12 protein-coding genes are annotated in these 15944 nt (G+C 41.4%); 5 read left to right on the top strand and 7 right to left on the bottom strand.

Annotated elements, in window-relative coordinates:
• Positions 1 to 10: 10 nt before the first annotated feature.
• The 5 genes from HT696_RS03575 to HT696_RS03555 all read left to right on the top strand — a co-directional run bounded on the left by HT696_RS03575 (position 11) and on the right by HT696_RS03555 (position 4268).
• Positions 11 to 769 (top strand): amino acid ABC transporter ATP-binding protein, encoded by a 759-nt coding sequence (locus tag HT696_RS03575; protein WP_173283341.1) that lies wholly within the window; start codon positions 11 to 13, stop codon positions 767 to 769.
• Between the two features lie 10 nt (positions 770 to 779).
• A complete protein-coding gene (locus HT696_RS03570; RefSeq protein ID WP_173283340.1) occupies positions 780 to 1574 on the top strand; it encodes a transporter substrate-binding domain-containing protein in 795 nt (264 codons plus the stop codon).
• Positions 1575 to 1586: 12 nt separating this feature from the next.
• Positions 1587 to 2264, top strand: coding sequence for an amino acid ABC transporter permease (locus HT696_RS03565; protein WP_057518587.1), 678 nt, complete (start codon positions 1587 to 1589; stop codon positions 2262 to 2264).
• 9 nt (positions 2265 to 2273) lie between these two features.
• Positions 2274 to 2933: an amino acid ABC transporter permease gene (locus HT696_RS03560; RefSeq protein ID WP_061631235.1), complete on the top strand. Its 660-nt coding sequence runs from the start codon at positions 2274 to 2276 to the stop codon at positions 2931 to 2933.
• A 144-nt stretch (positions 2934 to 3077) separates the two neighbouring features.
• Positions 3078 to 4268 carry a ferric reductase-like transmembrane domain-containing protein gene (locus HT696_RS03555; RefSeq protein WP_173283339.1) on the top strand — a complete coding sequence of 397 codons (1191 nt, stop codon included), beginning with the start codon at positions 3078 to 3080 and terminating at the stop codon, positions 4266 to 4268.
• A 320-nt stretch (positions 4269 to 4588) separates the two neighbouring features.
• Here the strand turns inward: HT696_RS03555 and HT696_RS03550 are convergent, their stop codons facing one another.
• The 7 genes from HT696_RS03550 to HT696_RS03520 form a co-directional block, all read right to left on the bottom strand.
• Complete coding sequence (locus tag HT696_RS03550) at positions 4589 to 5470, bottom strand: class II fructose-bisphosphate aldolase (RefSeq protein ID WP_173283338.1); 882 nt, start codon at positions 5468 to 5470, stop codon at positions 4589 to 4591.
• A 140-nt stretch (positions 5471 to 5610) separates the two neighbouring features.
• Positions 5611 to 6939 carry a sensor histidine kinase VncS gene (vncS, locus tag HT696_RS03545; protein ID WP_173283337.1) on the bottom strand — a complete coding sequence of 443 codons (1329 nt, stop codon included), beginning with the start codon at positions 6937 to 6939 and terminating at the stop codon, positions 5611 to 5613.
• Positions 6936 to 7592, bottom strand: coding sequence for a response regulator transcription factor VncR (gene vncR / locus HT696_RS03540; RefSeq protein ID WP_173283336.1), 657 nt, complete (start codon positions 7590 to 7592; stop codon positions 6936 to 6938). Before vncR ends, vncS begins: the two co-directional genes overlap by 4 nt.
• 243 nt (positions 7593 to 7835) lie before the next feature.
• Entirely contained in the window at positions 7836 to 12278 is a 4443-nt protein-coding gene (locus HT696_RS10670) for a hypothetical protein (RefSeq protein WP_240150244.1), read from the bottom strand.
• Between the two features lie 298 nt (positions 12279 to 12576).
• Entirely contained in the window at positions 12577 to 13956 is a 1380-nt protein-coding gene (gene vex3 / locus HT696_RS03530; protein WP_138700809.1) for an ABC transporter permease subunit Vex3, read from the bottom strand.
• 50 nt (positions 13957 to 14006) lie between these two features.
• Positions 14007 to 14654 carry an ABC transporter ATP-binding subunit Vex2 gene (gene vex2 / locus HT696_RS03525; RefSeq protein ID WP_112445063.1) on the bottom strand — a complete coding sequence of 216 codons (648 nt, stop codon included), beginning with the start codon at positions 14652 to 14654 and terminating at the stop codon, positions 14007 to 14009.
• Positions 14655 to 14666: 12 nt separating this feature from the next.
• A complete protein-coding gene (locus tag HT696_RS03520) occupies positions 14667 to 15944 on the bottom strand; it encodes an ABC transporter permease (protein ID WP_173283335.1) in 1278 nt (425 codons plus the stop codon).

The raw sequence follows: 15944 nt of genomic DNA, 5'->3' as shown, positions 1-15944 counted from the left end.
GAGATTCCTTATGGCTTTAGTAGAATTTGAACACGTCGAAAAATATTACGGAGACTACCACGCGCTCCGCGACATCAATCTCCGTTTTGAAAAAGGGCAAGTCGTTGTCCTACTCGGACCATCTGGTTCTGGAAAATCCACTCTTATCCGCACCATCAATGGTTTGGAGGCTGTTGACAAAGGAAGTCTTCTAGTAAATGGTCACCAAGTTGCTGGTGCCAGTCAGAAAGATTTGGTGCCTCTTCGCAAGGAAGTAGGCATGGTTTTCCAACATTTTAACCTCTATCCGCATAAAACAGTGTTAGAAAACGTAACACTTGCACCTATAAAAGTTCTAGGAATTGATAAAAAAGAAGCTGAAAAAACAGCTCAAAAATATCTGGAATTTGTAAATATGTGGGACAAGAAAGATTCTTATCCAGCCATGCTATCTGGTGGACAAAAACAACGGATTGCCATCGCACGTGGACTCGCTATGCATCCGGAACTCCTCCTCTTCGATGAACCAACATCTGCCCTTGACCCTGAAACCATCGGTGATGTTCTGGCAGTTATGCAAAAATTGGCCCACGATGGTATGAATATGATTGTCGTTACCCATGAAATGGGCTTTGCCCGTGAAGTTGCTGACCGCATCATCTTTATGGCTGGCGGAGAAGTGTTGGTGGATACGACAGACGTCGATGCCTTTTTCGACAATCCAAGCGAACCTCGTGCCCAACAATTCCTCAGCAAAATCATCAACCATGAAAGTGATAAAGTCAAATAAGGAGGCGCCTATGAAAAAGAAATTCTTTTTATCCGCATTATTGATTAGCCTTTTCAGCCTTGCTGCTGCAAAACCAGTCCAGGCTGATACCAACGTCGCAGATATTCAAAAAAGAGGCGAACTGGTTGTCGGTGTCAAACAAGATGTTCCCAATTTTGGCTACAAGGATCCCAAGACAGGGACCTATTCTGGTATCGAAACTGACTTGGCCAGGATGGTAGCTGATGAGCTCAAGGTCAAGGTTCGCTATGTGCCTGTTACCGCACAAACTCGCGGACCACTTCTAGACAATGAACAGGTCGATATAGATATCGCGACCTTTACCATCACAGACGAACGCAAAAAACTCTATAACTTCACCAGTCCCTACTACACAGATGCTTCTGGCTTTTTGGTCAATAAATCTGCCAAAATAAAAAGTATTGAGGAACTAAACGGCAAAACCATCGGAGTTGCCCAAGGTTCCATTACTCAGCGCTTGATTACCGAACTAGGTAAAAAGAAAGGCTTGAAGTTTAAATTTGTCGAACTTGGTTCTTATCCAGAATTGATTACTTCCCTTCATGCTCACCGTATTGATGCCTTTTCCGTTGACCGCTCGATCCTGTCTGGCTACATCAGCAAACGCACAGTACTACTAGATAATAGTTTCAAGCCATCTGACTATGGTATCGTCACCAAGAAATCAAATACAGAGCTCAACGACTATCTCGATAACTTGGTGACCAAATGGAGCAAGGATGGCAGTTTGCAAAAACTTTATGACCGTTACAAGCTCAAACCATCTAGCCATACTGCAGATTAAGGAGGATACCCCATGACAGATTTATCATCTTGGACAGCCTATTTTCAGGATTTTGGACAATTTTTCAATGGTTTCCTCTTTACCCTGGCCTTAGCGATTGGATCCTTTATCCTCGCCATGATCTTAGGTATCTTCTTCGGAGCTATGTCAACCAGCAAACGTCCAATTTTGCGCATTTTGGCTCGCATCTTTGTTGAATTTTACCAAAACACTCCCCTCTTGGTGCAGTTTGTTATCGTTTTTTATGGCCTACCTCTTATCAGTGACCATATCATCATGATTCCGATTTATTGGACGGCTGTTCTCTGCGTGGGTCTCTATCACGGCGCCTATATCGCCGAGGTTATTCGCTCAGGAATTCAGTCTATTCCTAGCGGTCAGATGGAGGCTGCCTTGTCACAAGGTTTTACTTATATCAGTGCCATGCGCTTGATTATCTTGCCTCAGGCCTTTCGTATCATTCTCCCTCCTTTGACCAACCAAATCGTCAACCTCATCAAAAATACCTCCACAGTCGCTATCATTTCTGGAGTCGACTTGATGTTTGTGACCAAGTCTTGGTCAGCACTTAACGGAAACTACATTCCAGCCTTTTTAGGCGCTGCCCTGCTCTACTTCTCTCTATGCTTTCCTGTTGCCCAGTTTGGTCGCAAGATGGAGCAAGCCAACAAAAAAGCCTATTCACTTTAGGAGGTTACTATGGAATCCATTTTAGAAGTTTTGACCCCAGATAACCTAGTCTTTATCTTTAAAGGATTTGGCTTGACCCTCTATATTTCTCTGATTGCCATCATCCTCTCTACCATCATCGGTACGGTTCTAGCTGTCATGAGAAATGGCAAAAATCCTATCTTGCGCATTATTTCCAGCATTTATATCGAGTTTGTGCGTAACGTTCCCAACCTCCTCTGGATTTTTACTATCTTTTTGGTTTTCAAGATGAAGTCCACTCCAGCAGGAATCACTGCCTTTACCCTCTTTACCTCAGCAGCCCTAGCTGAGATTATCCGAGGCGGTCTCAATGCCGTAGACAAGGGCCAGTACGAAGCAGGAATGTCACAAGGATTTACATCAGCCCAAATCCTCTACCACATCATTCTCCCACAAGCCATTCGCAAAATGTTGCCAGCCATCATTTCTCAGTTTGTAACCGTGATTAAGGATACCAGTCTTCTCTACTCTGTTATCGCCCTACAAGAGCTCTTTGGAGCCAGCCAAATTCTCATGGGCCGTTATTTCGAACCAGAGCAAGTCTTTAGTCTGTATATCCTGATTGCCCTCATCTACTTCAGCTTTAACCTAGCAATCTCTAGCCTATCACATATGCTAGCAAAACGTTGGCAACAAGCTGCAGAATAAAAAAACAGCTCTCCAGTTCAATTGGAGAGTTTTTTTGATGAGAGTAAACATTTATAGACCCCAATTTGACACCATACTTTTTCTATGACAAAATGTAACAAATTCGTTTACAACAAATTAAATCTAAATGAAATGGAATTTTCTATGAAATCAATCAAAGGACTACTCTTTATCATAGCTAGTTTTATCTTGACTATGTTGACTTGGATGAACACTTCTCCCCAATTCATGATTCCAGGACTAGCTTTAACAAGCTTATCTCTGACCTTTATCCTCGCCACTCGTCTCCCGCTACTAGAAAACTGGTTTCACGGTTTGGAGAAGGTCTACACTATCCACAAATTCATAGCCTTTCTCTCCATCGTTCTACTAATCTTTCATAACTTTAGTATGGGCGGTTTGTGGGGCTCTCGATTAGCTGCTCAGTTTGGCAATCTTGCAATCTATATCTTTATCAGCATCATCCTTGTCGCCTATTTAGGCAAATACATCCAATACGAAGCTTGGAGATGGATTCACCGTCTGGTTTACCTAGCTTATATTTTCGGACTCTTTCACGTCTACATGATGATGGGCAATCGTCTTCTCACATTTAATCTTCTAAGTTTTCTTGTTGGTTGCTATGCCCTTTTAGGATTACTGGCTGGTTTTTATATCATCTTCCTTTATCAAAAGATTGGCTTCCTCTATCTAGGGAAAATTACCAATCTCAAACGCTTAAACCACGATACTAGAGAAATTCAAATCCATCTTAGCAGACCTTTCAACTATCAATCAGGACAATTTGCCTTTCTAAAGATTTTCCAAGAGGGCTTTGAAAGTGCTCCGCATCCCTTTTCTATCTCAGGAGGTCATGGTCAAACTCTCTACTTTACTGTTAAAAATTCAGGCGACCATACCAAGAATATCTATGATAATCTTCAAGTCGGCAGCAAAGTAAGCGTAGATAGAGCTTACGGACACATGATTATAGAAGAAGGACGAGAAAATCAGGTTTGGATTGCTGGAGGCATTGGGATCACCCCCTTCATCTCTTACATCCGTGAACATCCTATCTTAGATAAACAGGTTTACTTCTACTATAGCTTCCGAGGAGAGGAAAATGCAGTCTACCTAGATTTACTCCGTGACTATGCTCAGAAAAATCCTAATTTTGAACTCCATCTAGTCGACAGTACAAAAAACGGCTATCTTCATTTTGAACAAAAAGAAGTACCCGAACAGGCAAGCGTCTATATGTGTGGTCCTGTTTCTATGATGAAGTCACTTGCCAAACAGATTAAGAAACAAAATCCAAAAGCAAATCTTGTTTACGAAGGATTCAAGTTCAAATAACCACTCATACTCTCCTGAGAATTCTAGGAGAGTTTTTTTATAGCCAAATGAAATAAGACCGGAGCGATGGAATTTTGGCATTCAAATCAATTGATAAGAATATTTTATAGTGGAATAAAATAGGATACGAACAAATTTATTAGGAAAATCAAATGAATTTATAGAAATCTTTTAGCAGTCATGACGTCCTATTCCAGTTTCAAAATGCTATAAAAGCAGCATTGTGCTAGTCTAGTTTCAGTCTACTATACTAAAACGAGTAGCTTGAAATCAAAAAACCCACCCTCATGGGCAGGTCTTCTCTGTCTTGTTCAGCTAGATTAAGCTTTACCTTCTGAACCGAATACGTCGATACGTTCTTCAACTGATGCTTGGATAGCTTTTACACCGTCAGCCAAGAATTTACGTGGGTCGAAGAGTTTTTTCTTGTCGTATTCTGCTTCGTTTGCTTCGTAGTCACGAGCAAATTTACGAGTTGCGTTAGCGAATGCGATTTGGCATTCTGTGTTAACGTTAACTTTAGCAACACCAAGTTTGATAGCTGCTTGGATTTGCTCATCAGGAATACCTGAACCACCGTGCAATACGATTGGGAATCCTGGAACAGCTTCAGTCAATTTTTGCAAGTGATCAAGGTGAAGACCTTTCCAGTTTTCTGGGTAAGGACCGTGGATGTTACCGATACCAGCTGCCAAGAAGTCGATACCAGTTTCAACCATTGCTTTAGCGTCTTCGATTGGAGCCAATTCACCATCACCGATGATTCCGTCTTCTTCACCACCGATAGTACCAACTTCAGCTTCTACTGATACACCATTTGCATGAGCAAATTCTACAACTTTACGAGCTTTTTCAAGGTTTTCTTCAACTGGAAGGTGTGAACCGTCAAACATGATTGAAGTATAACCAACTTCGATACACTCAAGTGCATCTTCGTAGTGACCGTGGTCAAGGTGGATAGCTACTGGTACAGTGATACCCATTGATTCAACAAGGTTAGCGATCAAGTTGCGAGCAACTTTGTAACCACCCATGTATTTAGCAGCACCCATTGAAGTTTGGATCAAAACTGGAGCTTTTTTAGCTTCTGCTGCGCGCAAGATAGCTTGAGTCCACTCAAGGTTGTTTGTGTTAAATCCACCAACTGCATAACCGTTGTCACGAGCTGCTTGGACAAATTTTTCTGCTGAAACGATTGCCATTTTATCAGGCCTCCTGTATATTTTTATGGGTCATCCCATTTACATTGTTCATTTTATCACTTTTTGACAAAAAAATCTAGTTTTTCCCGCAGTTTCGATTGAATTTCTTCTAGCTTCATCTATGTAAACCCTTTCTCTCCCTAGTCTTGGCCAACTTTTGGCAAAGCTATGAAGAAGGTTAAACGATTCTCCCCGTTCTCAAAACGATAAGCTAATTTTTCATGTTCTAATAGACTCTTAACCACAAAGAGTCCCATCCCAGACCCCTTGGCCTTGCGACTAGCATTATCAGAAAAAGATTGGGCTAGTTTTTCTTGCTCTTCTGGACTGCAGCTATTTTCTATAAAGAGTTCCCCTTCTCTTTCTCCAATTCGAACCAAGCCACCTGAAACAGAGTGCTTAATGGCATTACTGATGAGGTTAGACAGGATCAACTTCATGACAGATGGGTTTAGATAAGCCTGCTGATGAGTCAAACTATTGTCTATCTGGAGATCTCTTTCCTTGGCTAGTAAAGCATAATTCTTGACTAGACTTTGCGTCATCTGGAGGAGGTCAATTGTTTCCCTATCATCTCGCAATTCCTGCACAGACGAGAGAGAAAGTATCTGCAGAACATGGTGATTGAGTTCATCCACAATCCCCAAGGCAACTCCCAGATAGTGGTCTCTATCCTTATAACGCCCGATATTTTCTTTCATGTTTTCGATTAGGATTTTCAAACTAGCCAGCGGTGTTTTCAATTCATGAGAAGCTCCTCGTAGGAATTCGACCTTCATCTTTTCCAGCTGGAGAATGGCTTCATTCTTGTCATGCAAGTCCGCGATAACTGTCAAAAGATGTTGGTAGAGGCTATTGATTTGTTCCTTGAGATCACCAATCTCATCCTTAGAATCCACGCGCAATCGCACTTGAGTATCCAGTTCCATCATCCGACGGGTCACCCGCTTGATTTCCAAAATGGGGGCAACAATGGTCCGAGCATAGATGTAAGCCACCAAAAGTGAAATCAGAAAGGATGCCAGCAGGGTATAGGGAAGAAACTGGAGACTGATTTGCTCTGCTTCCTTTTGCAAATCCATGGAAGCAAGAAACTGGAGAGTCATGGTGCCACCGTCTTGCGTTTTCACCTCGCGCTCTTCGATAAAAAGAGAGGTTGTCTGACGATCTGTATCCAGAGGAAGATTGTCCTTGACTTCTAACTTGTCCTCGGTCATCTCTCCCTTGACCACCCCCTTAATCTCACTAGTCTGGGAATACAAGTCTAAGACTTGCTCGATACTCTGTCTATCCTTTCCTTCTAGTGACCGGGCAATAGCTGTCGCTTTCTGGCCAATGGTTTCCTGACGATGACTCAGATAAGTCGAAGGAAAAAGAAAATAAATAGCTAAATGAAGGCAAATAACCAGAACACTAAAAATCGAGAAGGTGTAGATAAATATCTTTGTAAATAAGCCTGTTCGTTTCATTTTCGCTCCAATTTATAACCAACATTGCGCACAGTGAGGATGCAGTCCAGGTCTAGCTTTTTCCGCAATTCCTTGATATAAACGTCAATGACACGGTCAAAGGGAACCTCATCTGTCGCTTTCCAGACGGCATCGATTATCTGAGATCGAGTCAAGGCTCGTCCTTCATTTTTCACCAGATAGTCCAGAATTTCCAACTCTTTGGCATTGATGGGCACTTCTTGACCTGCTAGGCTAGCACTGTAGCTCTCAAAGTCTACCTTGGCATCCTTATAGGAGAAAATTCGTCCCGTATCATAATAGCGCTTGAAAATCGCGTCCACCCTCACTTTTAAGAGGGAGAGGGAGAAGGGCTTTTCCAGATAGCCATCTGCCAGAGAGGCAAAGGCACTCATCTTGTATTCCTCATCCTGAAAGGCGGTCAGCATCAAGACAGGAACCTGACTGGTTTTACGAATCTCAGCTAGAACTTCCAGACCATTGAGCTTGGGCATCTGGATATCCAGTAAAACCAAGGCTACTTCATAGCTGGAAAACTGCTCCAAGGCTTCTTGTCCGTCCGCCGCCTCAATGGTTTCATAACCACAATCCGTCAAATAGTCACTGATACCCTCACGGATCATCTCTTCATCTTCTACAATTAAAATTTTCATACTTTAACTGCTCTCTATTTTTTATTTTTCTTATACTCAATGAAAATCAAAAAGCAAACTAGGAAGCTANNTGCAGATGGAAGCTGACGCGGTTTGAAGAGATTTTCGAAGAGTATAAATACCTACTCTATTTTCTATTATAGCCTCTTACTGGCCTTTTGTCTGTAAGCAACTGACCACTATATAAAACAAAGAGAGCCTATCGCTCTCTCTGCTTGCATTGGGCTCTCTATGGAATGGAAGTTATTTAGCTGCTTTTGAAAATGTTACAACGTAATTATAATCTTTCCCATTAGCTTGATAGACATAGTCCTCTTTGAAAGTATAGCCGCGTTTGCTCAACTCGTCTTTCTTAGCATCAACTTGGCTCTTGACCGCTGCTTTCACCTGTTCATTTGTTGAACCCGCTGCGACTTCAAGAGAAGTTTCATTAATAGCGCCTAGGAAACCTGCAATATCTTTCATTTGATCAAAGTTATAAAAAACATTTAATTTGACCTTTTGAGGAGCTGGCTGTTCTAAACTTCTACGATTTCTGCTAGCGCGTGGTTGAACTGCTGGAGCCATTCTGAAACCTGTAGTTCCTACTGGCTGTGTTTTGGATTCTTTTGTGAATTCTACAACATAATCATAGCTATCTCCACCCTCAACGATTTGATCCAAGTCTGTTGTGGACTTAACTGTAAAGCCTTGTTTTTTCAGTTTCTCAATTTGTGCTTTTGTTTTTTCTACAACAGCTTTTTTAATATCTTCTTTAGTTGCATTACCTGGTAAAGTTAAAAGATTATTTTCTCCTACTTCACCTAATGCTCCAGCTATATCTTTAAGAGCTGTTAAATTATAGTAGATATTTATTTTTTTAGTTTTATTAGATAAATCTCTTTTTACAACTTTTTTAGCTCTAACTTGAACTTTTGGTGCAATTCTGAATGTTGATGTCCCTTGAGTTTCTTTTGAAAATACTACTATATAGTTATAATTTTTCACTTGCGTATTTTCTTCAAAAATTATCTCATTCTTAACATTGTAACCGTGTTTTTTCAAATCAGCTATTTTCGCATCTATTTTTGCTTTTACCAGTTGTTTAGCTTGTTCTTCTGTGGCATTGTTTGGAATTTTTACTGTATTATTTTCCCCTGGATCAGCGAAAAAACCATTTATATCTGGCATCCCAGCAAAATTATAACTAATATTTACTGTACCCTCTTGTTCTCCTGCTGCACGAGCTACTCTTCTTGCTCTTGGTTGATATGAAGGAGCATTTCTGAAACTTGTATTTTCTGTTGTTGGCTGAGTAGTTTCTGAGTTTTCTGTTGTAGTTGCGTTTGCTGAAGTCGCTGGCTGTGTAGCTTCTGTTCCTGCTTCTGGTTGCGTTACTCCTGAAGATACTTCTCCTGAACCATGCCCTATTACCGTACTTCCATTATCAATTGTAGTTCCATCATTACGTCCATTTGATAAGCCATCCTTGTTATAGTTAGGAGATGTAATTTCCTCACCAGGAACTTCTAAAGCGAGAATCTCATTCTGATATTTATCTGTAATCTCTGATGCAGTTTCATCATCTGGCGCTGCTTGGATTTCTGCAATAGCCTTTGTTTTCAACTCTTCTAATTTCGCTTTAAAAGAAGTTTTATCAGATTCATCTGCAACTTTTTCAATCGCAGCTAATTTATCAGCATAAATAGAGTCAATATTTGTCAAATTTTCTTTCTTAGCTTCCTCTAATGCTGTATTCAACTCTTTTTCTTCCTCCGTTGCAGCTGCTGATTCTGTTTCTTTCGATGTTTCTGTTCCAGCTGGTTGTGTAACTGTTGTATCTCCAGCCGAATCTTCTGCTTTCGGAGCTGAAATTCCAGGTTGTTCTGTAGTTTCATCATTTGAAGGAGTAGCGTCTGTTGATGGATTATTTGAAGGGACATTGTCCGTTACTGGAGTTGATTCTGCTTCTTTTGTTTCTGAAGATTCTTCTACTGGTTGACCTTGATTTCCTGAAGTTGTAGCCTCTGACTCTTCAACTTTCGGAGTTTCTGCTTTCTGTTCAGATTCTACATTAGCTCCGTCTGTTTCTTCAGTTCCATTTACTACTTCTTCTCTTTTTGCTTTATCAGAAGTTGATGTTGTTGATTCTGAGTTTCCGTCTCCAGTTGAGGCTTCAGCATTTTGTGAATTTGTTTCTTCTTTATTGCCTTCTGTTACTGAATGTGATGACTCTGAATCGCTTGAATCATTTGTAGCATCTACAGATGGAGTAGTTGAAGTTTCTGACGTTACTTCTGGAGTTTTTTGCTCAGCTTCTTCTGTTTCATCAGAAGTCAACGTTGAAGGAGTTGAATTGCCATCCTCATTTGACTCACTTGTAGATGATACTGAATCTCCAGCTGGTTTGGCAACCTCTGAATCTGGCTCTGTTGATTCTGCTCCCTCATTCGATACTTCTGGAGCTGATGGTTGTTCCTCTACTTTCGGTTCTTTTTCAGATTTACCTTCTTCTCTAGCTGGTTGTGTAGCTGGCGACCCACCTTCAGAAACAGTTGATGGTTCTGTTGAATCCCCTGATTGCTCATCAGCTTCTTTCTCTTCTTTTCCTTCATCTCCTGCTGTTGTTCCCACTTCTTTTGGAGCTGGTTGTTCTTCTTTATTTTCCGAAGTTGTACCCTCTACCACTGGTGTTTCTGAAACTTCTGCTTTCGGAGCTGAACTTCCTGATTGTTCTGTAGTTTCATCATTTGAAGGAGTAGCGTCTGTTACCTTAGTGGATCCACCTGAATCAGTACTAGTTGTAGCACCTGTTGATGGATTATTTGATGTTTCGACGTTACCTTCTTCTCCTGCTGGCGCTGTCTCCTCAACTTTCGGAGTTACTCCTTCTGTTCCTTCAGCTCCATTTGCCGCTGATTCTGTTGAAGCTGGTGCTGATTCCACAGTTGCAGATGTTCCTGGTTCTGCTTTTGCTTCTTTTTCTGTTACTTCTGGTGTTGTTTCTGAAGCTTCTCCTGTTACTTCAGTTACTGATTCTGCTCCTGAATGCGATGAATCAACTGATTGCTTGCCAGATTCATCTGTATTTGTCGAGGTTCCTGGAGTTAGTGTATCTCCTGTAGCTGAATCCTCAGTTGACGGCGCTGACGCTTCTGAACTTGGATTCGAAGCTACAGGTTGTTCTGTAGTTTCCACATTTGAAGTAGTATCTTCTGTTACCGGACTTGATGACTCTGAATTGCCTGAATCATTTGTAGCATCTGCAGATGGAGTATTGGAAGGTTCTGCAATTGTTTCAGAGTTACCTGATTCTCCAGATGGTTGTGTAGTAGAATTGGACTCGCCTGATGCGACCGGTGACGAAGTTGAATCACTTGGTTGGGTAGCTGTTGAATCACCTGTAGGAATTGTAGATGTTGCTCCTGAAGCTTCTCCTGTTCCCTCTGGAGTTACGTCTGAAGTTCCTTCTTCTGCTGTTGCACCTGGTGTAGTTCCTTCTGATGCATCTTCTTTAGGTGCTAGTCTCTCTTCTTCACCTGTTTCTTTTGGAGTTGATTCTGATTCCACTGTTCCTTCAGGTATTGATTCTACTGAAATTCCTGAAGCTTCAGTAGATTCTGTTGGAGCTTCTACTTTTGGTTCAGTTGGTTTCGCTGCCTCTGGCTCTGTTCCTTCAGCTTCCTTTGCTACTTCTTCTGTTGAAGATGGTGTTTCTGGTTTTGATGGTGCTGGGGTTTCTTCTGCTGGTTGATCTTGTTCTCCTGAAGTGCCTTCCTCTACCACTGGCGCTGGTTCTGTTGGTTCAGCTGACGCCTCTGGTTGTTCAACTTTCGGCGCTTCTATTTTTCCTTCAGTTACATCTTCTTTAGGTGTTGGAGTAGTTGGCTCTTCCACTTTTGGCGCTGGAGTCGCTGGCTTCTCTTCTTTTGGTACAGCTGGTTTCGCTACCTCTGGCTCTGCTGATTCTGTTGCCACTTCTGCGTTTGATTCAGCTGGTGTTACCACCTCTGGTGCTGTTTCTTTTGGTGCCGGTGTAGTCGCTTCGTCTTCTGCTTTTGGTGCTACTGGAGCTTCTGTTTCTTCTTTAACTTCTGGGCTTGTCACAGCTGATGTTTCTGAGGCAGGCTCTTCACCTGATTCTTCTGCTCTTTCCACTACTGGTGCTGATACAGGCTGATAGACTGGGCTATAGTTTACAGCCATTTTTTCAACTTTCTCAGTGACATCTGTTAATTCAAAGGTAACAGCTTTTGTTTCCTGATCTTTCTTGAGCAAGACTTCGTAAGTGCGAACTTCGCCACTTGCACCACTTTCTTTGATGACAATCTTGTGTTTTGTGACTGTATCTGAAACCGTTTCAGCTTCGGTAAAGTACAATTCATTGTGCGGTAAGAATAAATTCTTGCCTGAAGCTTGATTCATTTCTTGGAGTACATCTACAGGGATATTGCTTGCTTCGCTGATAACACTTAATGTATCTCCCCACTTAATGACATACTTAAATAAATCACCTTCTTTTTGAAGGTCAGCTTTCACTTCCTCAACTGTTCTGGCTACCCAGACACCATCTTGTTCACTGGCTGACACAGTTGGAGCTAAAAAGCCCAGACCTAGCAAAATCACACCTGTCGCAACAATTGCACCCGTTCTTAATTTTCTAAAACCACGGAGGGATAAGCTTCCTCTAACATTTGTTTGTCTCATAATATTTATTTTTCCTCACTATTCTATATTTTCCAAGGTAGACCCTGCCTAGGTCTACTAGCCTATGTTTGCGATATGGATAGGCTTCTACAGATTTATCTATAGATTTTTATACACAATTCCATATATAAGTTGCGAAACTCCTTTCTAATAAATTCCATAACATTAGTATATCATATTTAAGTACTAAAGTACAACGAAAGCAACTGAAAGCAATGATTTTCACCATTGCTTTCTGCTTCATTTATCATTTTAGAACTTTCAGTTGCTAGCTTCATTTTTCAGTCTGGCATCAGTATTATTCACCATCCAGCAAGAGCTCTTTTGGTTGTTTTCTAAGGAGATTGCTTGAAGCAAGCGCCATAACAAGAACCACTAGAACTAAAGCAAGGACAAAGACGATGATAAAGTCTGATGTCTGAATGGAAATATCTAGGCTTGACAAGGTCTTGTTAAAGCCATCTACTTCTGCACCACCACCAAGGTTAGAGGCTTGAGCCGCCTTGCTAGCCTGTTTGGCAACACCTGAAGTCACATTGGCAAGGACAGTATTTCCAATCGCACGAGCTGTGTAGTTGGCTAGGAAGTAAGCAGAAACGAGAGCAGGGATGGCAATCAAGATGGATTCGGTGATGAATTGACCCAAGATACTTGCCTGCTTGAGACCGATAGAGAGGAGAATTCCCACTTCCTTGCGACGGGCATTGATCCAAAGGCTGAGCAAGAGGGCAAGGAGAAGAACTGAGAAACTCAAGCTACCCCAGAAGAGGAGGTTGGCCATCTTGTACATACCAGAGATGGATTGCTCAAGAGCTGGGTAGTTAGATGAGCTTTTAACGAGTGTATAGCTCTTCCAGTTGATACCACTGATGCCATTCAACTCTTTCATAACATCATCCAAGTTCTTGTCCGCTGTTACAAAGAAGGTAGCGTCCCCGTAAATAGCTGTGTCTTCTGTGTATCCATAAAGTTTTGCAGCAGTGTGAATGTCTGTGATAGCTGTATTTTCATAGAGTTCTTGTGAGTAGGTTACTGCTGACTTATTGTGGCCATCAAAGAGTCCCTTGATTGTCACTTCGACTGTTTCCTTGGCTCCTTTTTCATTGTCTGCATCGTAGATATTAGAGTCTAGTTTGACCTTGTCCCCTACTTTCCAGCCGTGTTTGGCTGCCAAGTCCTTGTGCAGGAGAATCTTGTCCTTGTCATCGTTGGTTAGGTGCTCACCTTCGACCAGCTTATAAGAACCAGAGACAAACTTGTCTTCTTTAGAGGAGTCATTGACACCTGTAATCATCAAGCTACTTCCAAAATGTTTGGCACGGTCAGGGGTCAGATTTTTCTTGGTATCTGGCGTTTCGATAAGGTCATATCCAGTCAAATCCCCGATAGCATTGATGCGTTTCACATAAGACTCAATGGCCTTGTTTTCGGTGATTTTTTTGATGTCCTCACCCTTGATATTCCCAGCACCACGTGGCGTTCCTTGATTGACGCGACGATTGATTTGCATGGAGAAGCTATTGGTGATATTTTTAAAGGTCTCCTGAGAAGCCTTGGCAGTAGCTCCCTTGATCGACAAGCCAACCAAACTTAAGCTCGCCATGAGGAGAATAATCAGGAAGATGACAATCGATTTGAAAAACTTCCTTGTAACATAGGCAAATGCGTTGTGTAACATAGGTTTCCTTTCTAGGTTTGATTTTATAATTCTATCAAAACAAGCTTAAATTATTTACTAGTATTGCGAGTTTCAGTCAGTTTCTTGTCCTTCAACTCAAGTGTAATATCTGATGCTTGTGCCACTTCTTTGCTGTGAGTTACGACAATGACACATTTACCTGTTTTCTGGGCAAGTGATTTGAGCAGTTCGACAATATCTCCAGCAGTTTTAGGGTCTAGATTTCCTGTTGGCTCATCCGCTAGAATAACTGGAGCTTCTGAGACCAAACTACGAGCAATGGCAACACGTTGCTGTTGACCACCTGATAACTGGAGAACATTCCGCTTGATCTGACTTTCATCCAAACCAAGCTCAAGCAGTGTATCCTTGCTTGCCTTTTTATTGACCAAGCGGATATTTTCCAGTGGAGAAAGATAATCTATCAAGTTATAATTTTGAAAGACCAGGGAAATATGGTGCATGCGATGGTAAGAATAGCCCTTCTTACGAATATCCTCTCCTTGAAAAAGGATAGAACCTTCAACAGGACTATCTAGACCAGCAAGTAGGGACAAAAGAGTGGATTTTCCTGCTCCTGACTCACCAATAATACTGTAAAATTTCCCGGGTTCAAAATGATAATTGATCTGATATAAAACTGCCTCAGCAGTGTTCTTATAACGGTAGGTAAGATCTTGTAATTGTAATAAAGTCATGATTTCTCCTTCTTAACTAATAGATGATAAAATTTCCTTAGGCGATTTTCTAAATAAGAATAGGAAGCAAAGGGCTACAGATAAGCAACTAAGCAGAACTAAAAAAACATAGGATTCTGCAAAAAATAGGATGCTGGTTGATAAACTGCTTGCTTTAGCTAGCGTATCTTGTAAACTTGCCTGATCTCCACTGGATAGGACAGTTTGGAGTAGGTAAGATGTGATGGCGTTTCCTGCAACAAATGCTGGAAGCAAAGCACCGAGAGATACCAAAACTACCTCCAAACAGAACTGTAGGAAGATCGAGCTCTTGCCTTTTCCAAGTGCCAGTAAAATTCCCACTTCGTAGACCCTTTCTCTCAACCAGAGAGACAAAACAAGAATTAAGGCTCCGGCTCCTGCTATCAACATTCCATAAAGGAAGATGGTCAGAAAGGTTTGGAAGGTTGCAACTGAGTCTTTGATTTGTTCAAAAGCCTTGTTTTCCTTTTCGACTTGATAGCCTTGATTTTCCAAGGCCAAGTTTTCTACCTGCTCCATGAGTCCGTCCATTTCCTTAGGATTTTCTACATAGAAGCGCGCTGCACTGACTTGCGGTTCACTATTTCCCAAAAGAGTTTGGCTACTGTCATAGTCTGTAAAGACTTGATTTTCACTGAAGTCAGAAGACAAGCCTGTGAATTTCTCCTGTTTTTTACCAGAAAAGATACCAACAATTTCATACTCAACTGTTTGCTCTTTGCTAGCTTCAGACTGTCCAGCATCTAAGCTAATCTTATCATGAAGGGAAAGACTATTCTTCTTAGCCAACTCTTCGTGGATCAGGATTTTCTTAGAATCCCCTTTTTGAAGATGTCGCCCTTCTTTTAAGTTGAAAGCCGAGCTGGTAAAGGTAACATCCTTAGATGAATCTTCAAGAGCCGTTAAGCTAACCAAATTCTTATCCGCTGCTGACAAATCATCACGTTCTACGCTCTGCTCGCCACTCACCGCTTCCTTGTCTTTTAATTTTGCAATCGTCTCCAGTTCAGGAGAGACATTTTCCAGTCCCTTAATCTTGTTCACAGCCGCTAACTCTGACAACTTGAATGTCTGACCATTTTCTATCTTCTTAATAGAAAAAGAGGTATTGAGTGATTTATAAAGATTGGTTTCCACCGTTTTGTTGGACTTCATCAGAGTCAAACAGGCTGAAATTCCGCCTAATAGGACCAATAAAATCAGAAATAAAATAAAACTTCTCAGTCGCTTTCTGCTGACATAAGCCCAAGCTCTTTGGATTGGATTCAT

The sequence above is a fragment of the Streptococcus sp. 9903 genome, assembly GCF_013276625.1.
GTDB lineage: Bacteria > Bacillota > Bacilli > Lactobacillales > Streptococcaceae > Streptococcus.
This window is presented reverse-complemented; position numbering and strand designations above follow the sequence as displayed.

Coding starts and splice junctions, on each gene's coding strand:
- HT696_RS03550 (WP_173283338.1), bottom strand. CDS start 5,470: ATGGCAATCGTTTCAGCAGAAAAATTTGTCCAAGCAGCTCGTGACAAC.
- HT696_RS03575 (WP_173283341.1), top strand. CDS start 11: ATGGCTTTAGTAGAATTTGAACACGTCGAAAAATATTACGGAGACTAC.
- HT696_RS03570 (WP_173283340.1), top strand. CDS start 780: ATGAAAAAGAAATTCTTTTTATCCGCATTATTGATTAGCCTTTTCAGC.
- HT696_RS03555 (WP_173283339.1), top strand. CDS start 3,078: ATGAAATCAATCAAAGGACTACTCTTTATCATAGCTAGTTTTATCTTG.
- HT696_RS03520 (WP_173283335.1), bottom strand. CDS start 15,944: ATGAATCCAATCCAAAGAGCTTGGGCTTATGTCAGCAGAAAGCGACTG.
- vncS (WP_173283337.1), bottom strand. CDS start 6,939: ATGAAACGAACAGGCTTATTTACAAAGATATTTATCTACACCTTCTCG.
- HT696_RS10670 (WP_240150244.1), bottom strand. CDS start 12,278: ATGAGACAAACAAATGTTAGAGGAAGCTTATCCCTCCGTGGTTTTAGA.
- vex3 (WP_138700809.1), bottom strand. CDS start 13,956: ATGTTACACAACGCATTTGCCTATGTTACAAGGAAGTTTTTCAAATCG.
- HT696_RS03560 (WP_061631235.1), top strand. CDS start 2,274: ATGGAATCCATTTTAGAAGTTTTGACCCCAGATAACCTAGTCTTTATC.
- vex2 (WP_112445063.1), bottom strand. CDS start 14,654: ATGACTTTATTACAATTACAAGATCTTACCTACCGTTATAAGAACACT.
- HT696_RS03565 (WP_057518587.1), top strand. CDS start 1,587: ATGACAGATTTATCATCTTGGACAGCCTATTTTCAGGATTTTGGACAA.
- vncR (WP_173283336.1), bottom strand. CDS start 7,592: ATGAAAATTTTAATTGTAGAAGATGAAGAGATGATCCGTGAGGGTATC.